Origin of the sequence: Vibrio sp. 1167, assembly GCF_033340375.1 — a bacterium.
Taxonomy (GTDB): Bacteria; Pseudomonadota; Gammaproteobacteria; order Enterobacterales; family Vibrionaceae; genus Vibrio; species Vibrio alginolyticus.
The window spans coordinates 701,510-721,907 of record NZ_JAWOWK010000002.1 but is presented as its reverse complement, the minus strand read 5'-3'; the positions used below and the strand labels follow the sequence as shown (position 1 = coordinate 721,907).

22 protein-coding genes are annotated in these 20,398 nt (G+C 42.0%); 15 read left to right on the top strand and 7 right to left on the bottom strand.

Going from position 1 to position 20,398, the window contains the following annotated elements; all coding sequences use genetic code 11:
- Positions 1–4 precede the first annotated feature (4 nt).
- Complete coding sequence (locus R7Z78_RS06585) at positions 5–1,738, top strand: DUF3466 family protein (RefSeq protein ID WP_104975327.1); 1,734 nt, start codon at positions 5–7, stop codon at positions 1,736–1,738.
- Positions 1,739–1,919: 181 nt separating this feature from the next.
- Complete coding sequence (rmf, locus tag R7Z78_RS06580) at positions 1,920–2,093, top strand: ribosome modulation factor (RefSeq protein WP_005377453.1); 174 nt, start codon at positions 1,920–1,922, stop codon at positions 2,091–2,093.
- 140 nt (positions 2,094–2,233) lie between these two features.
- Here rmf and fabA read toward each other — a convergent pair whose 3' ends face one another.
- Together fabA and R7Z78_RS06570 are read right to left on the bottom strand one after the other, a co-directional pair.
- Positions 2,234–2,752 carry a bifunctional 3-hydroxydecanoyl-ACP dehydratase/trans-2-decenoyl-ACP isomerase gene (fabA, locus tag R7Z78_RS06575; protein WP_005390081.1) on the bottom strand — a complete coding sequence of 173 codons (519 nt, stop codon included), beginning with the start codon at positions 2,750–2,752 and terminating at the stop codon, positions 2,234–2,236.
- Positions 2,753–2,822: 70 nt separating this feature from the next.
- A complete protein-coding gene (locus R7Z78_RS06570) occupies positions 2,823–4,463 on the bottom strand; it encodes an AAA family ATPase (protein WP_053303052.1) in 1,641 nt (546 codons plus the stop codon).
- A gap of 210 nt (positions 4,464–4,673) precedes the next feature.
- On the opposite strand from R7Z78_RS06570, the gene matP reads away from it, so the two are divergent.
- The 3 genes from matP (at position 4,674) to R7Z78_RS06555 (ending at position 5,889) form a co-directional block, all read left to right on the top strand.
- On the top strand, positions 4,674–5,123 hold the full coding sequence (matP, locus tag R7Z78_RS06565) for a macrodomain Ter protein MatP (RefSeq protein ID WP_005396497.1): 450 nt from the start codon (positions 4,674–4,676) through the stop codon (positions 5,121–5,123).
- Positions 5,124–5,138: 15 nt separating this feature from the next.
- Positions 5,139–5,450 (top strand): DUF3634 family protein, encoded by a 312-nt coding sequence (locus R7Z78_RS06560; RefSeq protein WP_005377468.1) that lies wholly within the window; start codon positions 5,139–5,141, stop codon positions 5,448–5,450.
- Between the two features lie 115 nt (positions 5,451–5,565).
- Entirely contained in the window at positions 5,566–5,889 is a 324-nt protein-coding gene (locus tag R7Z78_RS06555) for a hypothetical protein (protein WP_065274540.1), read from the top strand.
- 391 nt (positions 5,890–6,280) lie between these two features.
- On the opposite strand, the gene R7Z78_RS06550 is transcribed toward R7Z78_RS06555, so the two are convergent.
- The 5 genes from R7Z78_RS06550 to R7Z78_RS06530 form a co-directional block, all read right to left on the bottom strand.
- Positions 6,281–6,856, bottom strand: coding sequence for a hypothetical protein (locus tag R7Z78_RS06550; RefSeq protein WP_104975325.1), 576 nt, complete (start codon positions 6,854–6,856; stop codon positions 6,281–6,283).
- 73 nt (positions 6,857–6,929) lie between these two features.
- Positions 6,930–7,352, bottom strand: a complete 423-nt coding sequence (locus R7Z78_RS06545) for an AHH domain-containing protein (protein WP_104975324.1) — start codon at positions 7,350–7,352, stop codon at positions 6,930–6,932.
- Positions 7,353–7,640: 288 nt separating this feature from the next.
- On the bottom strand, positions 7,641–9,362 hold the full coding sequence (locus R7Z78_RS06540; protein ID WP_005389164.1) for an ATP-binding protein: 1,722 nt from the start codon (positions 9,360–9,362) through the stop codon (positions 7,641–7,643).
- Entirely contained in the window at positions 9,352–10,533 is a 1,182-nt protein-coding gene (locus tag R7Z78_RS06535; RefSeq protein ID WP_104975323.1) for an FIST signal transduction protein, read from the bottom strand. Before R7Z78_RS06535 ends, R7Z78_RS06540 begins: the two co-directional genes overlap by 11 nt.
- 113 nt (positions 10,534–10,646) lie before the next feature.
- Positions 10,647–11,003, bottom strand: coding sequence for a hypothetical protein (locus tag R7Z78_RS06530; protein WP_104975322.1), 357 nt, complete (start codon positions 11,001–11,003; stop codon positions 10,647–10,649).
- 257 nt (positions 11,004–11,260) lie between these two features.
- Here R7Z78_RS06530 and ccoN point away from each other — a divergent pair, with 257 nt between their 5' ends.
- The 10 genes from ccoN to uspE all read left to right on the top strand — a co-directional run bounded on the left by ccoN (position 11,261) and on the right by uspE (position 20,262).
- Positions 11,261–12,688, top strand: a complete 1,428-nt coding sequence (gene ccoN / locus R7Z78_RS06525; RefSeq protein ID WP_005396488.1) for a cytochrome-c oxidase, cbb3-type subunit I — start codon at positions 11,261–11,263, stop codon at positions 12,686–12,688.
- 12 nt (positions 12,689–12,700) lie between these two features.
- Positions 12,701–13,321, top strand: a complete 621-nt coding sequence (gene ccoO / locus R7Z78_RS06520) for a cytochrome-c oxidase, cbb3-type subunit II (protein ID WP_005377475.1) — start codon at positions 12,701–12,703, stop codon at positions 13,319–13,321.
- 9 nt (positions 13,322–13,330) lie between these two features.
- Positions 13,331–13,504 carry a cbb3-type cytochrome oxidase subunit 3 gene (locus R7Z78_RS06515; RefSeq protein ID WP_005377485.1) on the top strand — a complete coding sequence of 58 codons (174 nt, stop codon included), beginning with the start codon at positions 13,331–13,333 and terminating at the stop codon, positions 13,502–13,504.
- The gene (ccoP, locus tag R7Z78_RS06510) at positions 13,504–14,478 is read left to right on the top strand and encodes a cytochrome-c oxidase, cbb3-type subunit III (RefSeq protein WP_005377487.1); all 975 of its coding nucleotides are present in this window, start codon (positions 13,504–13,506) and stop codon (positions 14,476–14,478) included. Before R7Z78_RS06515 ends, ccoP begins: the two co-directional genes overlap by 1 nt.
- Before the next feature lie 105 nt (positions 14,479–14,583).
- Positions 14,584–15,060, top strand: coding sequence for a FixH family protein (locus R7Z78_RS06505; protein WP_005377489.1), 477 nt, complete (start codon positions 14,584–14,586; stop codon positions 15,058–15,060).
- Between the two features lie 4 nt (positions 15,061–15,064).
- Positions 15,065–17,428, top strand: coding sequence for a heavy metal translocating P-type ATPase (locus R7Z78_RS06500; protein WP_025766637.1), 2,364 nt, complete (start codon positions 15,065–15,067; stop codon positions 17,426–17,428).
- Between the two features lie 15 nt (positions 17,429–17,443).
- Complete coding sequence (ccoS, locus tag R7Z78_RS06495; RefSeq protein ID WP_005377493.1) at positions 17,444–17,608, top strand: cbb3-type cytochrome oxidase assembly protein CcoS; 165 nt, start codon at positions 17,444–17,446, stop codon at positions 17,606–17,608.
- Positions 17,609–17,616: 8 nt separating this feature from the next.
- Positions 17,617–18,297, top strand: coding sequence for a sulfite exporter TauE/SafE family protein (locus tag R7Z78_RS06490; protein ID WP_033905304.1), 681 nt, complete (start codon positions 17,617–17,619; stop codon positions 18,295–18,297).
- A gap of 90 nt (positions 18,298–18,387) precedes the next feature.
- Positions 18,388–19,134 carry an FNR family transcription factor gene (locus R7Z78_RS06485; protein WP_005377497.1) on the top strand — a complete coding sequence of 249 codons (747 nt, stop codon included), beginning with the start codon at positions 18,388–18,390 and terminating at the stop codon, positions 19,132–19,134.
- 180 nt (positions 19,135–19,314) lie between these two features.
- Positions 19,315–20,262, top strand: coding sequence for a universal stress protein UspE (uspE, locus tag R7Z78_RS06480; protein WP_005377500.1), 948 nt, complete (start codon positions 19,315–19,317; stop codon positions 20,260–20,262).
- Positions 20,263–20,398: the final 136 nt, after the last annotated feature.

Genomic DNA, 20,398 nt, shown 5'->3' with positions numbered 1-20,398 from the left:
TTCAATGAATTGTAGTAATAAATTCAAATTGACCGCCATTGCAATGATGGTTGGTACCACAATGAACGCACAGGCGGCATTGTATCAAGTTGTTGAGGTTTCACCTCAGGATCATGGTTCAAACGGTGACTACCAAACGGCTTACGGGGTTGCAATTCAACAGGGCGATGCAGGTACAGATCCTTCAACAGGTTCACCTTTCGCTTTAGGCTGCTTTGATGCAGCAGCAAACTGCACGCCAGAGCAGTTTAAACTTGCAATGGAAACTCGCACTACACCGATTTCAGCGACACAAGCCGTGGATGGGAACAGCTATCGTGAAGAAATCCCATTCGGATTAGACGCTGGCTTTTATTACATCCAAGAACTCAAAGACTTTGAGCGTTACTGTTACAACCAGCTTCGCTATTCCACCTGTGACTCTTGGGCTTCAGTAAACTGGACGCCGTGGAATAAAGAACGTAGTAAAGACTTTACTTCTAATGCGTTAGCGTTCATAGAAGAAGATTCTGCTGCTTATAAAAATGAATATAACAACGTTATCAACCAGCTTACCGAGGGTGGTGCAGCTGTCGGTAATCAGAGTAAAGTTAGCACAGAAAATACTTCTACATTAGAAACACGAAATACCGTAGTTGCACCAGTAGAGCCAAATATTCTTACTGGCGATAGTGACGCAAGTGTTGTGCAAAGCCATGCTTGGAGCACAGACGGCATTTTTACTGTTGGCAGTGTTTCTCGAACAGCAAGCAATACCAATGGATCTCACCATACATCAAAAGCAGCGATTTGGGATCAAAGCGGAACCGTCAGTGAATTGGCTTGGCCAAGTGGCACATCTAAAGATGGAGAAAGGTTAGCTCAAGGGAGCATGCGTGACCTTGTCACTGATGGAACTACGGTCTATGGCGTAGGTTACAACACTTACAGTGATGATAACTACCTGAATGCGACTGTTTTTGTCGGAACTCTAGAAGCCGAAGGTAGCGTTGAAAACGCAACTTGGAAAAACAAAGTTGTTGTAGGAGCTAGACAGCGCGAAGGTGATGATACGGTTCATACAAACTCACGATTAACCGACGTTAACTCTAATTTTGTTGCTATTGGTGAAGCAAAACGTTCGGGCGGATACTTAATGCCAACGGGCTCTGCTCCGAATCGTCTCTTTATCGTAGATGATGTTCGTAAGGATTCTATTAGCGCTTTTTACCCAACTACTGGCATTTTCTTTAGCGGTGCGGGCGGTAAGATGGGCGGTATCAACTCTTACAATGAAATCGTCGGGCAACTTGATGCGGAAACGACTCGTGAAGACGATGGCAAGCCACGTCGTAAGCGCGGTTTTATCTATCCATATAGCGTAGGTGGCGAGACTAGTGAACGTGCTGCAACATTATTCAATGGAAAAGCTTGGTTCCTAGACAGTTTGACTAATGGCGGTGATTACTCTGAACAAAACAATCAGTTCCGTATTATCGACGCAACTGATATCAATGATGCAGGTGTGATCTCTGGTACTGCTATGAAATGTGCAGGTGGTTATAGCACAACAGCAAACAATGCGACATGTAGCTCTGAAGAGCAAATTGTAGCAGTCAAACTAGTACCTATTGCTGACGCAACTAAGGACGACATCGTATCTCGAAGCATTGACTCAACGACGACAGAGCGTCAAGGTGCAGGCCTTGGTTGGTTAGCTTTGACCATGCTTGGATTGTTTGGGTTCCGTAGAAAATAGTTAAAAATCGTCAGTAATTTTTAAATCAAGCAGAGGCTCACACATTTGAGTCTCTGCTTTTTTTATGCCTTGAGAAATTGCCTACTTTGATCGATTCTTATAAGTGGAGTCATAAAAACTCCATCAAAGTTTCACAATAACAGCTGTACGTTAGTAAATGGACCTGTATGAGGAATTAACTATGAAGAGACAAAAGCGTGATCGCCTAGAACGAGCTCAATCTCAAGGCTACAAAGCTGGGTTGAATGGAAGGTCTCAAGAGGCTTGCCCATATCAACAAGTTGATGCTCGGTCGTATTGGTTAGGTGGTTGGCGTGATGCCAGAGATGAAAGACAATCTGGTCTCTACAAATAAACTCTCCACATACAAAAAGAAGGATTCGAAAGGGCTCTACGGAGCCTTTTCTACATTATAGGGACATAGGGAAGTAGGTTAACACTCGACAACAAAAAGGCTCCTAAATAGGAGCCTTAATAAATCGATTAAAATCGTGATTAGAAGCTTGAAGTGTCTTGGAACAAGCCAACTTTCAAATCTTTTGCTACGTAGATTTCTTTGCCGTCCACACATACACGACCGTCGGCCAAACCCATCACAAGTTTACGGTTTACAACGCGTTTCATGTGGATTTCGTACGTCACTTTTTTCGCTGTTGGCAGGATCTGACCTGTAAACTTCACTTCGCCAACACCCAGAGCACGACCTTTTCCTTTGCCACCAACCCAGCCAAGGAAGAAACCAACAAGTTGCCACATCGCATCAAGGCCAAGACAACCCGGCATTACTGGGTCGCCAGGGAAGTGGCAGTCAAAGAACCACAAATCTGGAGTAATATCCAATTCCGCCAAGATCAAACCTTTACCAAAATCGCCTTCAGTCTCAGACATTTTAGTAACACGATCCATCATTAGCATGTTTGGCGCAGGAAGCTGAGGGTAACCAGGCCCAAACAGTTCGCCTTGGCTAGAAGCAAGTAGATCGTCACGGTTATAAGAATCACGTTTGTTTTGCATTATCAATTACTCCAATTTTTGATAGCTGCATCTTAGTGAACACGTGTACGCTAAACAACTCCGATCAGTACTAGACAAACCAGTTTTTGATGCGCTGCACAATTCCTTCTGGATGCTCATGTCTTTCAAAGTTTTCAATACGTTCCGCTATTTTGCCAATAATGCTATCGTCTTCACCTCTAAAAGGTTTATTCATTACAATCGGAATAGCTTCATCTACGGTAGAAACGGACCAAATATGGAACTCACCATTTTTAATGCTTTCTATTACATCTTTATGTAATGCAAGATGTTTAAGGTTTGATTTTGGCATCACAACACCTTGATTTCCTGTAAAACCTTGATGTTTACAAACCTGATAAAAGCCTTCAATTTTTTCGTTCAAGCCACCGACGGCTTGCACTCGACCAAACTGATCAACAGCTCCTGTAACAGCAACTTGTTGATTAATTGGAGATTCAGATAAAGCACTCACCAAGCAACAAAGTTCTGCAAGAGATGCACTGTCACCATCAACTTCACTATAAGACTGTTCAAATACGATGGAGGCAGAGTAAGGCAGTGGTTCATCCAGTTTCAGAGCAGAGCTCAAGAAAGCTTGCATAATCATCATGCCTTTTGCATGTAGATTGCCTCCAAGCTCAGCTTTGCGCTCAACATCGGAAACATCGCCATCACCAAAATGAATTACACAAGATATTCGTGCAGGCTCACCATAGCTGACAGGGTGCCCAGCCATATCAATAACGGTTAGGCCATTGATTTGACCAACTTGTTCCCCAGTTGTCTCAATGATGACTTGGCCATCTAAAATATCGTACACGGCACGCTGAGGAAGGTAAGATTCTCGGTAATACTTGTCGTCAATCGCTTTATCTAACGACTTGTAATCTAATGCTCGGCCATCACTGAACTGGCTGGCAAGCGTTAGAAGTTGAGAGTGCCACATTACTCCTAAAGGCAGATAATGTTGATCTTCAGTAAATCTCATACCGGCCAGCAACAATCTTCTAAAACCACATTCGGTTAAGTGAGGCAGCTGATATTGAGAACATATCCAGTTCACTAAACCAAAGTAATCTGTCAAATTCTGCTCTGACAGATGAATATCTTCTTCAACTTCCGTATACATGGCAAAGCCAGAACAGAAGTCTTCATCGATGTATTCTAGCTCTGCTAACTGACTTCTTTCTCCTGTTACAATCAGTTTTACATCATAAGCTTTAGCTTGCGGTACTGAAGTAGGTAAACGAGTAGGGCTTAGGTTCAGTGGCTCGATAAGGTTTTGTTGAATTGCAGACTTTATATTTGGCCAAAGTCCTGGGTTAGCCAAAATTAGATTAGCCGGTACAATTAAGTAACCGCTATCTGCCTGTGAAATTAAGCCAGGTTGGAAGGCAATATCACCACTTAAATCGACACTGTAACGGTCAAATAAGCGTTTGGCATCAAGTGATTCCGACAAAACAATCGCAGCGTTAGACTGGCTCTGAAGAGCTTTACTGATGAACTCTCTATAGACAGAATTATCTACGCAGTTAATGAGTAGTACTCGCGTCAATCCAGAAATTTTTGAAAAACGAGATATCGTTGCCGACATTCTCGGTTGGAGCTCAGTAAAAGACTTCTTTGGTAACGAAGGTGCAGACTTTAAAAGTGCTTCGTACTGCTCAAGTGAAGGTGTTACGTCTTGCCAATTAAGTTGGTTCATTAAAATTCATCGTAATTCAATCTTGCCGACATTATAACGAAACGGACTATAACACCCTAGCACCAATTTGGTTTGCTCTCGGCATTCATCTCTCAATGAACAATACTTAGACAAATGAGTGATCAACATCGATACTTCTAAGAGTTTTATTTGCCCAAGTAAACCATCTGGGTTACGCTGTCACTAGGTTATGTTTATGGGTCGGAACAAATGAAATATCAGCAGCTTGAGAATCTAGAATGTGGGTGGAAATGGAAGTATCTCATCAAAAAATGGAAAGATGGTGAAGCGATTACCCGACATATTGATACAAGCGAAGCAGATGCAGCGGTCGCAGAACTAAAACGCCTTGAACACGAGCCTACACTTGTCTTAGCTTGGATAGAAAACCACATGTCAGAAGAGTTAGATAATAAACTCAAGCAGGCTATCCGAGCGAAACGGAAACGTCACTTCAATGCAGAGCAAGTCCATACAAAGAAGAAATCCATTGATTTAGATTACCGAGTTTGGGAAAAGCTTTCTAGTAGAGCGAATGAACTTGGTTGTACGTTATCTGACGCAATTGAATATTTGCTTTCCGAAGCGTCGAGAAGTGAAAAAGCGAGTCAAAAAGTTACCTCAATTAAAGAGGATTTGAGTAAATTGCTATCTAGCTAGGATAGGGAGTGCCAAATGTTATATGTAATCTTAATTGCAGCCATCGTGATCTTTTGGTTGATCGCAGTCGATAGGCCGGTGTTAAAAGTAAAGTTCGATAATGGCCATATTAGTAACGTAAAAGGGCATCTACCTCCTTCTTTCAAACACAACTTACAGGATATTAGTGAGCATAACCCGTTTACTGGTGAAATGAAGGTGTATAGCCAACGAACAGGAATGCGCTTAAGCTTTTCCAAAGGCATTCCCAAAAAAGTTCAACAGAGGATTCGTAACGTTTTTCCTCATCAGGGCTTCAAAGCAAACAAAGGCAAGAAGCGCGCTTAATTACATATCAGTTACTTCATCATGTTAAATGGGACGCAATGTGGCGTCCCATTTTCGTATCTACAGAAAAATTACTTATCATCGAACAATCCAACAACATAAACGGACCAAAACGATGAGATACGTTGTAACTTTAATGATACTGATCTTTGCAAGTACTTCAGTTTTTGCTGACGATTCAGAAACGAACCTGTTGGCTAAAAAGATTAAGACTAAGCTTCAAAAGAAAGTAGACAATAAGTTTGATGGCTACCAAGGGTATTGTGACGTCATGATAGAAATGGAGCACAAAAGTAAAAACGCAGTAATAAAAAGAGTAACAGGCAGTGGTGACCAAAAAGTGTGTAGGTACGTTAAGTCCAACTTGAAGAAAGGAAAACGCTATCGTTACAAATACCCCGAAAAGTACATTCGCCTCCATATAACCACAGGCTTATAAATGTTTCAGAACGCCTTGATTAAGAGCGAGTGAACTGAGCTCGTGATTTTTGGCAGATTTCGTTGCGGAGCGATTAGAGCGTTTAGCTGATTTTTGCTCAGCAGCGCGTTTGAGTTCGTTAAAGTAGTGATGACATTGAATGGCGAACTCAGTGAGTTGGCCATCATCACCATACATAGATTGATTCAGGTGCTTACAGAAGAACACGCCAGTAAGTCGAGGACTAAGCGCGCATCAATTTTCAATAAGAGATTTGATTTGCTTCGTAAGCATAACCACAAATTATTGTCTTTGATTAGTGATTAAGCACCTTTAATCAAAGTGGGTAACTCTCTTCTTTTCAAATTGGAGTCTCAGATCTAGTCTGAACTAATACAAAAATTCTGATGAATTAATCTTCAAATATATCGAGTAGATTTGTATCGAACGAAAGCCCCTTTAAATTGTGCTCTTCACATAACGATATGAGTTTGTCATCACAATAAATTGACGTACAACCTTCATCTTTTGATTTAAAGACATATTTATTTGAAAGATCGCTTTCTATAAATGCCAGTTTCTCTAATAATCCTTGTTCTCCGTCAATGTCTTCAAATTTGATTTTCTGCTTGTCTTCTTCTCCAAAGGACATCACGTTGAACACGGTAAAACTTTCATCATCGATTGTAATCGGTAAGAACTCACCGTCAGAATCAATTACATCTCGTACTACCTGATATGCATTTTCTCTCAAGACAAGAAATGTTCTCCATTTAGATATGTCTGGGATTGCTTCAGCAGATTTAAAGTGTTGAGTAAATGTTGCATATTCATTTACCCAAACATCTCTCAAGCTGGTTGAATCAACAGGGGCTCTTCGAAGTCGTCTTAACAACTTAAAGTCATCTGAATCGAGAGCTCTCTTATAAGGGTCATGCTCTAAGACCTTAAATTCTCGAGGTTTACTTTTTAATTTGTATACAGTCATACAGTAGGTTTCCAGTTAGCATCTTTCTTCTCAAGAATTTTCTCAGGATGAGAACTATCTTGTATTTGCTTTTTCAGCAGTTAAGCAGTGTGGACTTAAATACATTTTCACTATGCCTAATTCTTCCAAGCGTGCCAATCCAGTTCTGATAATTTGTACCATGTATTAGTGAATGAGGTGGAGCTTTTGGAGTAGTGTAGTGATCTTTATAAGCACTGGATCTAGGTAACCAAACACCATTAATTGCATCATTAATACCTATACCAAATTCGAACATTTGTAATTTTGCATCAATCATCGCAGTTACCTTACCGTTTCCCATCATAATCTGATGTGCTGCGTGATTTGGGCTAGGTTGAGGTTCTGCTACGGCATAAAGTATGCGAGACAAGTGCCGGTAGCTTATTCCAAGAATGGATGTGGCTTCTCGGCACTTTAACTTATTGTTTAACACATCTTGGATAATGGAGAAACGGTGCAATTCATGGTAGTTCATCGTAACTAACTTCCTAAATACCTCCAAGCAAACATAGGACAGATTCACTTGGAAATACTAGGACATTATCGCTTTGGGTTTACACTATTAGTGCGCATTATGTATATTATGTTAAATTAAATATCGCCGTACGCTAAATGTTGTCTGAGTATGCTCCTATTCCCCTGCAGATTTTAAATTTAAGGGCCTTACTGTGAGCATTAAACATAATGGTTATTTACCATAAAATACTTAATATAGATCTTAATAATCTATCGATTGTTAAGATCTATATTAACGCCTTTTTGCTTATTGAAATGACTGTATAGCTTCAAAGATATCTTGTCTTCTAACTGGCTTGGAAATGAATCCGTCCATGCCGGCATCCAGGCATTTATCTCTATCGCTTTCTAACGCATGTGCAGTTAACGCTATAATTGGGGTCCTGAGACCTTTATCTCGAATAAGTCTTGTTGCGGTAATTCCATCCATCACTGGCATCGAGACATCCATGAGAATCAAATCGATTAAATCCTCATTCTCTTCTAAAAATGTTAATGCCTCTGCTCCATGGCTTGCGATATGAACATTATGGCCAAGCTTATTTAAGATAAGCTTTATTACGAACTGATTCGACTCGGTATCTTCTACGACGAGAAGTTCCATTGCTTTTGTCGGTTGATTGGTTTCGATTCTAACTGGACGATTTTGATTACAACGAGTCAAAACTGGAATCGAAATCGTAAAGGTTGAACCAACATGCTCATCACTTTTAACGGCAATCTTTCCACGCATCATTTCAACTAAATGCTTGGTTATTGCGAGCCCCAGTCCTGTACCACCGAAGCGTCTCGTGATGGAACGGTCTCCTTGATGAAATGCCGTAAACAAATGCTCTTGCTTTGCTTTAGATATACCAATTCCAGTGTCAGATATTGAGATCACAAGTTCAGCATCTTGCTCAGATACAGAAACTTTTACTTCACCTTCGTCTGTAAACTTTATTGCATTCCCTATTAGATTAAACAGAATTTGAGATAACCGCGTGGAGTCAATCCAAAATTGTTTGTCATTAGTGACAGTACAGTTGAGCTTGAATTTAAGATTCTTCTTCTTAGCTATTTGTTTTTGCTGAGAAATAACAAAAGTGACAGTGTCTCTTAAGTTAATCCATTGTTCATTGAGCTGAAAGCGACCTGACTCGATTTTAGAAAGATCAAGAATGTCACTGATTATCGCGAGAAGTAACTCTGCAGAGCACTCCATTTGGCTCAAAGCATCAATTTGTTCTTCTGACAAGGTTGATTGCTTCAGTATATCTAGCATTCCAAGAACGGAATTTAAAGGGGTTCTTATTTCATGGCTCATCATCGCTAAGAACTCCGACTTAGACCGGTTCGCAAGCTCTGCTTCTTCTCTTGCTTTAGCGAGCTGAGTTGTTCTTACCTCAACGATACGTTGTAACTTCTCTTTGGTCTCGATATCAATGACCGCCCTTTCAATTAAGGGACGAAACCGCCTCAAGGTTTCCTTATTCTCTATGCTAAAGTGCCCTTTCTGAGCTCCAATAAGTAGGATTACGGTTTGCGTTACTTCTGAACGTATACCAGTTAAAACGACCGAGTTTACATGGCTTTTTATAAAGCTGTTTAAGTTAACAAACTCAGCGAGTTTATCTGGCTCGAACAGTAGAATGCATTCACCATTGAGAGCTCTTTGATAGGTGTTACCGTGTAACCAGGATACATTATCAAATACGCTATTAGTTGATATCAATGTCCTGAAGGGATATCGTTCGCCATCACGAGTCAGTACAATAAAATCATCGAAGTTGATGTACTTTTTGAGGACATTGTTTAATCCCGTAAATATCTCATGCCGATTCTTTGCCTCACTCATCGCAGATATCGCGGAAAGAATGGCCTTGTTTTCATCGGCGAGTAGTCGTTCTCTTTGTCTAGCCTGCTTTAGCTCAACTAACGCTTCTTGAAGCGCTTCCTGTTGATATATGTCTAAGTATTTATCTTTCATAAGGTTTATGGAATATAGCCGATGAAATCATCAGGTTTCCATGTCCATTCTCACCACCAATAAATCTACCTTGCTCGCCGAAAGTAAAAGGGCAAATAAAAGGCAAATGTTCTAGCTCTTGGTTAATTTGTTCACAAACGCTATTCATGTCTTGCATTAAGTGCAACATGGGACCTGCGCAAAAGATATTTATCACTCCAATTTTTCGAGACTCTTCTAATTTTTGGTTAAAAGCGGCATTGACGACTTTTGCAGCGCGCGCAACTAGATGCTCACGACTTCCTTTCATTAATGTGAGCTCGTCACCCTTTTCTATTCGTGTAAACAACTCGATTCCACCATCTTGTGTCTCACGGATCGGATGGGATAACTTGTAATATGGGCGATCATAGAGATGACCTGCGATCCGCCCTAATGGATAAGCACTCGAGTTTGTAAACAGCATATTATCTTTACCTACTTGGTTATCCTGGTGATTTGTCCACCTTCTATAAACATTGAGCGCAGGTTCGTTATCAATTTCAAGTAAGCATCTATCGTTGGTCTTGGTTGCAACACCTTTGATATTAGTTGGTGTATGTCCAGCGCTAAAAGCGATATCAACAGGTTGAGAGGAGTAAAAGAGAGTTAAGCTTAAACCTGAAGTTTGAGAGCCTTGGGCGGTTATCACAGACCATTTCCCAGCGATGTTATTATCAGCGGCCGAACCACCAATAATTGGAATTAGAGTTCCAAATCTTTCATCTATAGACGCAATGATTGATTCCTCTTGCCCTGGTGTGGCATGAAGTAGAATTAAGTTTGGTACCTCTCCTACACGGTTAGCGCTCTCAAGGGCCATATCCAAAGCCTTGGTGACGCTGTCACCTGAGTTGTGATTAGAAATACCAGTACCATAAGCATGAGGACCTGTATCATAAACAGCAAGTGCCGCAATTACTGGGCCTGTATGAAAGCCCTGATCTGTCATTACGGCTTGACATGAACTGGCGCCATGAAAAGGCACACCAGGAAAATGCGCAAGAAACGCTTCTCGAATCAACTCGAAATTGTATTCTTCCGTGTAGTAACACATCACGTAAGACAAGTTCTGTTGTGTCAATTCGGATCTGAGCGTTTTTATCGCTGAGTCTTCATCTTTAATATGAGTAAAAACTGATTGGCAATGCATACGATTTTATAATTGGATATCACTCTGCTGTTATACCATTCCAACCAATTTTCTCTAGGTAAGAAGGTGTTAATTTCATTAATAAGTTACGATTATCTCGTGATAGATCGTATTTATAATTGAACTACAACAATGTTTTCACCTTTTTTAAAGGTGATTTTTTTCGATTCAGGAATGATGTCCCATTCTACTGACTTATGCTTCTCGTTGAGATTGATAAAATTACCAGATTGATTTAGATCAATTTTTAGAGTGCTACTTTCTATCGTTTCGAGCGAAATTCCCATTGAGTCACGATTAATCGTGATTATTTCTCCTTCAATTGTTACATCGCATCGTTCTTTTTGTGAACAGTCAACGCTATTAACACTCTCGTGTGTAAAGGTACGCCAGAAAAATGCGCCTATTAAAACACTGAGCATGATTAAGATTTGTGCAAGTCGCGCCTTTGTTAACTTTTGTGCAGGCATAATTACTAATATCCTTGTTACAAACTTCAAACTTTTTAAATAAAAAATGATTTCCAGAGGTCCAGTAAGGTTACTACCCTGTCATTGAATTGTTAATTCAAGTATAGTGTCACGCTGAAAATGCCACTTTTTATTAAAGTCAGCAATGGAAATAAGGTGATGATAACACTTGAATTCTAGAGTTTACTTGGGTGGTGTTACGACGCAAGTCGTGTTGGAAGTAAAAGTGTAGTTAATTAGAAATTGGAAGCATGCAAATGAGCCAAGTAAAGCAGCTTGAACAAAACTACAACTATACAGTCGTTCGCCAATTTACCCTTGTGACCATTTTATGGGGCATAGTTGGTATGGCTGTTGGTGTTTTGATTGCCGCTCAATTAGTTTGGCCACAGCTAAACTTTGATACGCCGTGGTTGACGTACAGTCGCTTACGTCCACTGCATACTAATGCGGTAATTTTTGCGTTTGGTACCAGTGCTCTGTTCGCAACGTCTTATTATGTTGTACAGCGCACATGTCAAACACGTCTTTTTGGTGGCCCACTCGTTGCCTTCACCTTTTGGGGTTGGCAAGCAATCATCCTGGCAGCAGCCATTACTTTGCCTCTCGGTTTAACATCGGGTAAAGAGTATGCTGAGCTAGAATGGCCTATTGATATCGCAATTGCGCTAGTATGGGTATCATATGCGGTGGTGTTCTTCGGCACACTGGTGAAACGAAACACGTCACACATATATGTGGCAAACTGGTTCTTCGGTGCCTTTATTATCACAGTAGCAGTACTTCACATCGTGAACAGCATGGCTATTCCTGTGTCACTCGGTAAATCTTACTCGATTTACTCGGGCGCAGTGGATGCGATGGTTCAGTGGTGGTATGGACACAATGCGGTAGGTTTCCTACTGACCGCTGGTTTCCTAGGTATGATGTACTACTTCGTTCCTAAACAAGCTGAACGTCCTGTTTATTCTTACCGTCTATCTATCGTTCACTTCTGGGCACTTATTTCTCTATATATTTGGGCAGGCCCTCACCACCTTCATTATACAGCGCTACCAGACTGGACTCAGTCTCTAGGTATGGTTATGTCGCTGGTTCTATTTGCTCCTTCTTGGGGTGGTATGATCAACGGTATTATGACGTTATCTGGTGCATGGCATAAGCTTCGTTATGACCCTATCCTACGTTTCCTAATCGTTTCACTGTCGTTCTACGGTATGTCTACCTTTGAAGGCCCGATGATGTCGATTAAGACGGTTAACGCACTTTCTCACTACACAGACTGGACCATTGGTCACGTTCACTCTGGTGCGTTAGGTTGGGTTGCGATGGTTTCTATCGGCTCTGTATATCACTTGGTACCTCGCCTATTTGGCCAGGAGCGTATGTACTCTGTTGGTCTAGTTAATGTGCATTTCTGGCTAGCAACAATCGGTACCGTTCTTTACATCGTTGCGATGTGGATCTCTGGTGTAATGCAAGGTCTTATGTGGCGCGCGGTTAACTCTGACGGTACGCTAACTTACAGCTTTGTTGAGTCTGTAGAAGCGTCTTATCCGTTCTACTTTGTACGTTTCCTAGGCGGATTTATCTTCCTATCTGGTATGTTCCTAATGGCATATAACACGTACAAAACGGTAAGTGCACCAAAAGAAAGCCTAAAAGCTATCCCACATCCGGCATAAGGAGATTTAAGAATGAGTAATAATTCTAATAATCGCCATGAAATCTTAGAACGTAATGTCGGTTTGTTGGCTATTTTTATCGTGTTTGCTATCAGTTGGGGCGCTCTTGTAGAGATCACTCCTCTGATTTTCCAAAAGCAAACGACTGAACCTGTAGAAAATCTGCGTGCTTACACTCCTTTGGAGATGGAAGGCCGTGATATCTACATCCGTGAAGGTTGTAACGTTTGTCACAGCCAGATGGTTCGTCCTTTCCGCTCAGAGACTGAACGTTACGGTCACTACTCTGTTGCTGGTGAGAGTGTTTGGGAACACCCATTCCTTTGGGGCTCTAAGCGTACAGGCCCGGATTTAGCTCGTGTTGGTGGTCGTTATTCTGACGAATGGCACCGTGTTCACCTGTTAGATCCTCGTGAGCTTGTACCTGAGTCAAACATGCCAGGTTTCCCGTGGCTAGCTGAAAACGTTTTAGACGGTAAGCTAACTCAGAAGAAACTTGAGCTATTTCGTGATCAGTTCGGCGTTCCATACACTGATGAAGAGATCGCGAATTCGGCTAAAGAAGTAGAAGGTAAAACAGAGATGGATGCAATCATCGCTTACCTTCAGTCTCTTGGTCATGCAATGAAGTAAGGGGATCATATGGATTTCGGTACAATTCATAGTATTTATACCGTTGTACTCTTCGCTAGTTTTATTGGCATCGTATGGTGGGCATTTAGTAAAAAGCGTAAAGCACGCTTTGAAGAAGATGCCAACTTGGTGTTTGCTGACGAAGAACAAAAGACCCCTAATAACCAAGGAGTGAAGAAGTAATGACTACATTCTGGAGTCTCTGGATTATCGTGATTACTGTCGGTACGCTAGTAGGCTGTGCGATTCTCCTGACTTGGTGCGCTAAAGATAAAATGGGCGTCGAGGAAGGGGAAGACATGGGCCACGAGTACGATGGTATTCGCGAGCTAAACAACCCTCTACCAAAGTGGTGGACTTACCTGTTTGTAAGTACATTTGTGTTCGCAGCAGTTTACCTTGCCCTATTCCCAGGTCTAGGTAGCTTCAAGGGCTTTTTAAACTGGCAGAGTTCGGCTCAAACCGTTCGCTCACTAGAAGAGTCAAAAGAAGCCATCGCTGCAGCACAAGAGAACAAGCAACTAAACCAATATGCAAAAGAACTGGATGATGCCGACGCTTACTTCGGCGAAGCATTCCGTAAACTTGCGCACAATGACAGTGGCCTACGCCCAATTCCTGAAATTGCGCAAGATCCTGAAGCATTAAAAGTTGGTCAGCGTTTGTTTTTGCAAAACTGTTCTCAATGCCATGGCTCTGATGCACGTGGTCAGAAAGGCTTCCCTAACCTGACTGATGATGCATGGCTATATGGTGGCGAGCCAGCAGCGATCGTTACAACCATCATGCACGGCCGTATTGGTCAAATGCCAGCATGGAAAGATGCCCTTGGTGAGCAAGGTGTTCAAGAAGTTGTAAGTTACACACTTAGTCTATCTGGTCGTAAAGTAAATGCTCGTGAAGCCGCGGCAGGTAAAGCACGCTTCGTAGTGTGTGCAGCTTGTCATGGTACCGATGGTAAGGGTAACCCTGCAGTCGGTGCGCCTGACCTTACAGACCAAGACTGGTTATTTGGTGACTCTCGTGCAGCTGTAACAGAAACCGTAATGAACGGACGCTCAGGCGTAATGCCTGCGTGGAAAGACATTTTGGGTGAAGATAAAGTTCAGCTCGTTGCCTCATATGTCTGGAGTTTAAGTAACTCAGAGAGTAAGTAACTGAGATATTACGTAACATAGCAATAACAGCCCCTTTCATAGGGGCTGTCTTTCCTTTAAATTTAACGCCTTACATTTTTTCATTTAGCTGTTGAGAACTTTTTTATGGTAAAGCCTTGGTATAAACAATTTTGGCCGTGGTTCCTAATCATCCTTCCTCTTACTGTCGTAGTTTGGACTGTGATTACTGTGGTCGTTTTCTCGAACAACTCTGTTTCTTTAGTCGCCGAGGATTACTATAAAAAAGGCAAAGGCATTAATATCGACATTAGTAAAATGAATGTCGCTCGTGACCTAGGTCTTAACGCTGAGATTTCCTCTGAAAATAACAATGTTGTGATTGTTTTCGCTAAAGGGAAGCTACCTCATTACCCTGCTCTAACGGCCACTTTCACTCATCGTACTCTTCCTGATCGTGACTTCACAAAGCTTGTAACAGCGGATGCATCTGGTAATTACCGACTAAAAGCTGAGGAATCTATTCAAGGACCATGGTTTGTTGAACTACAACCACACGACAAGCAATGGATGATCCAAGGTAAAGTTGAGTTTCCTGCCTCTTCAACACCGTTAATGAAGTAAGCATATGTGTAAATCCTGTTATCACTGCGGTGAAGATGTACCAGCCAACACGGATTTCAAAGTAGAAATATTGGGTGAAATTCGCGACATGTGTTGTCCGGGCTGCGAAACTGTGGCGCAGACTATTGTCGATAGTGGTCTTGTATCATATTACCAATACCGCACTGCGCCTGCAGAAAAGGCAGATCTAGTACCAGAGCAACTCCAAGCTTTAATTCATTATGACAATGCGGATGTACAATCTGAATTCGTACGAAATCGCGAAAATGTTTCTGAAGTAACCCTTTCTTTGGAAGGCGTTTCATGTGCCGCTTGTGCGTGGTTAATCGAAAAGCAAGTTTCTAATACGGCCGGGTTGGTATCTATCCGTGTTAATACAACCACCAATCGAGCGTTACTAGCCTGGGATAAAACTCAGGTACGGTTAAGCGAGCTCCTTTCCGTTATTCATAAACTTGGTTACAAAGCTGCACCTTTTGAAGCAGATAAGCAAGAAGCCTCTTACCATCGAATGATGAAGCAATATCTATATCGGCTAGGTATTGCAGGTTTAGCAACCATGCAGGTCATGATGCTCGCCGTTGCACTGTATCTCGAAGTCTTTGGTGATTTAGAGCCAGAGTTTAAAAGTTACTTTCGTTGGGTAAGTTTGATTTTTGCTACTCCTGTTTTGCTTTATTCCGCTCTTCCATTTTACTTAAACGCATGGCGCAGTATCAAAGGCCGAACCCTTGGTATGGATGTCCCGGTTTCTATTGCGTTGATCTTTGCCTATGTTGCAAGTTTAGTTGCAACAGTAACTGAACAAGGCGAAGTCTTCTTTGAATCTATCTCGATGTTTACCTTCTTTTTGTTAGTAGGTCGATTCTTAGAGATGCGCGCTCGTCGCAAAGCTGCTGCAGCGAGTGGTAACCTTCTTAAGTTGATTCCTGCAATTGCTACAACGCTGGACGGTGATCAGATCCCCGTGAAGACGCTAAAAGTTGGCGATCGTATTCGCGTTCTACCTGGTGAACATATCCCCGCTGACGGTAAAGTTATTTCAGGCCGTATTCATATTGATGAATCCATGTTAACGGGTGAGTCAGTGCACGTTGTGAAACGAGAAGGCGATGTCGTCTATGCGGGAACACTAAACGGAGACGAATCATTTGAACTTGAGGTAGTAAGCTCAAAGGCCGATTCAATGATTTCTAACATCGTGCGTTTACAAGATGAAGCTCAACACTCCAAACCTAAAATTGCGGAAATTGCAGACATTGTCGCCCGTTACTTTGTTGGTGTGATTCTTATTATCTCTGCTGGTACTTGGTTTTACTGGCATCAAACAAAACCAGATGATGCGTTTTGGATCATGCTGTCTGTGTTAGTCGCTACGTGTCCATGTGCGCTATCTCTGGCCACTCCGACCGCTCTCACTTGTGCTACCTCTAGAATGGGTAATTTTGGCATTTTGCTTCGTAAAGGCCATGTGTTTGAGACATTATGTAAGATCAATCACTTAGTTGTAGATAAAACAGGCACTCTAACGAAAGGTGATATTGAGATCTGTGAAACAAAGGTACTTAGTGATCTCCCACAGAAAGATTGTCTATCACTAGCTGCAGCTTTAGAGGCTCATGCAAACCACCCTATCGCTCGTTCTTTTGCAACTTTCACCAATGATGACTTTATCGTGTCTGACGTGCAAAACGTGATTGGTTCAGGGATTGAGGGTATGTGGAATGGCAAAATCGTTAAGATAGGTAGTGCTGCTTTTGTTCAAGGCAAAGAAAGTCATGAAAGCCAGGCGGTCTATCTGTCGGTTGATGGCAAGCATGTCGCTAGCTTTTACTACCGCGACCCTATCCGAAAAGAAAGCAAAGCCTTTATTCAACGTTTTGCTGACGCTGGAATTAAGACAACCCTGCTAACTGGTGATTCTCTCTCAAACGCCCAACCAGTGGCAAATGAAATTGGTATCGATCACATCGTCGCGTCAGCAAAGCCAGAAGATAAGCTTGCATACCTTAAGAGCTTGGACGAAAACAGTATCACTATGATGGTTGGTGATGGAATCAATGACGCGCCGACTCTCGCCGGAGCTCACCTTTCTGTCGCAATGGGTGGTGGTACAGATGTCGCTAAAGCTTCTGCTGATATGACGTTACTTGGGGATAATCTCGAAAAACTACTAGAGGCACGTTTGCTTGCACTGCGTACAAGAAAGATTATTCGAGAAAACTTGGCTTGGTCTTTGGGTTACAACCTGTTAATTTTGCCTTTGGCGGTCGCAGGTTTAGTGGCTCCCTACATTGCAGTAGTTGGCATGTCTGCAAGCTCAATTATCGTTGTATCTAACTCTTTGCGCCTGCTCAAAGAGAAATAAGTAGAGAAAGCAAACATGGAAAGTCTTTATATATTGATTCCCATCGCTATCGTTCTCGTTTGTGTTGCTGTCGCCGTTTTTCTTTGGGCGGTAAGAAGCGATCAGTTTGAAGATCTTGAACGGCAAGGGCACAACATTCTTCTCGACGAAGAAGACCAATCTAATAGTGATAAAAAGTAGCGACCTTTATGACTCCTGATTTTATCGGTGCGTTGATGATCGGCTTAGTAGGAGCCGGTCATTGTATGGGTATGTGTGGTGGTATCGCGTCTCTACTTACCATGGGCTCTTCTGCTAAAAATAAAACTACCCCTCTTATCCCCCTCTTCTACAACCTCGGACGATTGATCAGTTATACCTTAATAGGAGCACTAGTGGGTGGTGCTATATCAGGTTTATCTGAGCTTAGTGGGTTAACGCATTCTCTTGCTTGGTTAAGGCTGATTGCTGCGTTATTCATGATTCTGGTCGCGCTGTATATTGCTAAATGGTGGCAAGGCTTACTTTTAATAGAAAAGCTAGGGCAGTATCTCTGGCGCTTTATCTCGCCGGCAGGGAAGAGTTTGTTGCCATTAAAGCATCCTCTTCACGCGTTGCCATTTGGCTTTATTTGGGGTTGGTTACCATGTGGTTTAGTTTATTCAGCGCTTACTTGGTCGGCGGTTTCTGGTAGTGCGATGAACGGCGGCCTAATTATGCTTGCGTTTGGGCTCGGAACGCTACCTGCAATGCTTATTATTGGATACGGTGCCAATCATTTTCAGAAATTACAAAAATCATTAATATTTAGAAATATTTCAGCATTAATCCTTATTGGCTATGGTACGTATACCGCTGTAGGAGCCTTAGCATTACTCGGTTTCATATAACGTTAAACTCTATTGAGGTGACATTTTTGCTACCCTTTAGGATTAAGCGATGCTAAAATATTGATGTATATCAAATAGTGAAAGGTTGTTATGATTTCTGAAAAACCTGCAACAAAGCGTATCCAATCAGGCGGTTGCGCCATTCATTGCCAAGATTGTAGCATTAGTCAACTGTGTATCCCGTTCACTCTAAATGAGGCAGAACTTGATCAGCTTGACCAAATCATCGAACGTAAGAAGCCTATTCAAAAAGGACAAGAGCTTTTTAAGGCCGGTGATGAGCTAAAATCGCTATACGCTATCCGCTCTGGTACCATCAAGAGCTATACGATCACAGAGCAAGGTGATGAGCAAATCACAGCGTTTCACTTAGCTGGAGACTTAGTCGGTTTCGATGCTATCACTGGTGACTCCCACCCTAGCTTTGCTCAAGCACTCGAAACGTCGATGGTATGTGAAATCCCATACGAAATTTTAGACGATCTATCGGGTAAAATGCCTAAGCTTCGCCAGCAAATCATGCGTTTGATGAGTAACGAAATTAAAGGTGATCAGGAAATGATTTTGCTTCTTTCTAAAAAGAACGCAGAAGAGCGACTAGCTGCTTTCCTTTACAACCTATCAACGCGTTTTTCTCAGCGTGGCTTCAGCCCTAGAGAGTTTCGTTTAACTATGACTCGTGGTGATATTGGCAACTACCTTGGTCTTACAGTCGAAACGATCAGTCGTTTGTTAGGTCGTTTCCAGAAATCAGAGATCCTAAGTGTAAAAGGTAAATATATCACTATCTTAGACCACGATGCATTGATGGAACTTGCTGGTGTAACTAAAGAATAATACACCCTAATTATTGATGTAGCTCGAAAATGAGCTACATCATATTTCTCATAAATTCCTTTCGAAAGTCCTCAAAAAGTTCTCCAAACTAAGCTACAGTAAAAATGTACGGTGAGAACTCCAAAATACTGATTTAATTTACATTCAGTATCTGGTTTTGCAATAGAAGTGGGCTTAGTTATGAGTATATACAGTAAGATCCTTGTTGTAGCTGACATCAATAATGATGAGCAGCCCGCACTTGCAAGAGCTGTTCAATTAGCTCAGAAAAGTGTATCTAGAAGCCGAATCACTTTCTTTTTATCCATTTACGATTTCTCGTATGACATGACGTCAATGCTATCAGTGGATGAAAGAGATGCTATGCGTCGAGGTGTCATTCATCAGCGTGAGCAGTGGATGCGTAAAATTGCTCAACCATACCTAAACGATGGCTTCGACTTTGATGTTTGTGTTGTCTGGCACAACCGCCCTTATGAGGCGATTATTGCTGAAGTCTATGCAGGCAATCATGACCTAGTCATCAAAGGCACACGTAAGCATGATGTTTTAGAGTCTGTCATTTTCACACCGACAGATTGGCACTTGTTGCGAAAATGCCCTATTCCAGTGCTTCTTATTAAGAATGCTGCTTGGCCGGAACAAGCAAGTATCCTTGCCTCAGTACATGTGGGCTCAGAAAACCCGACTCATATTGATCTCAACGATACGATGGTCGAGCGATTAAAAGAAATCACCACTCGGCTTGAGGCCAAGCCATATCTTGTTAACGCCTACCCCGTTACACCGGCGAACATTACGATTGAACTTCCTGAATTTGACCCAACGACTTATACCGATGCAGTGCGAGGTCATCATTTAACGGCTATGAAAGCACTACGCCAAAAACATGGTCTTGATGAAGAACAAACGATAGTTGAGCAAGGTTTACCTGAAGATGTCATTCCGGCAGCTGCAGAGCGCTTGAACGCAGCAATGGTTATTTTAGGTACCACAGGGCGAACAGGGCTTTCTGCTGTCTTTATTGGTAATACAGCGGAGCACGTAATTGATAAAATAAATTGCGACGTGTTGGCTCTAAAACCAAAAGGCTACATTAGCCCTCTCGACCCAAATACAGCAACCTAATCTCTCTTTAGTATTGCTATGTATTGAGCGCTTTCAAATAAGCGCTAATAAATCCCCCGAATACAGGGGGATTTTTGTTTGGGAACAGTTAAAGCGTTGGGTACAAAAAAGGAGGTCTAATTGACCTCCTTTTTTA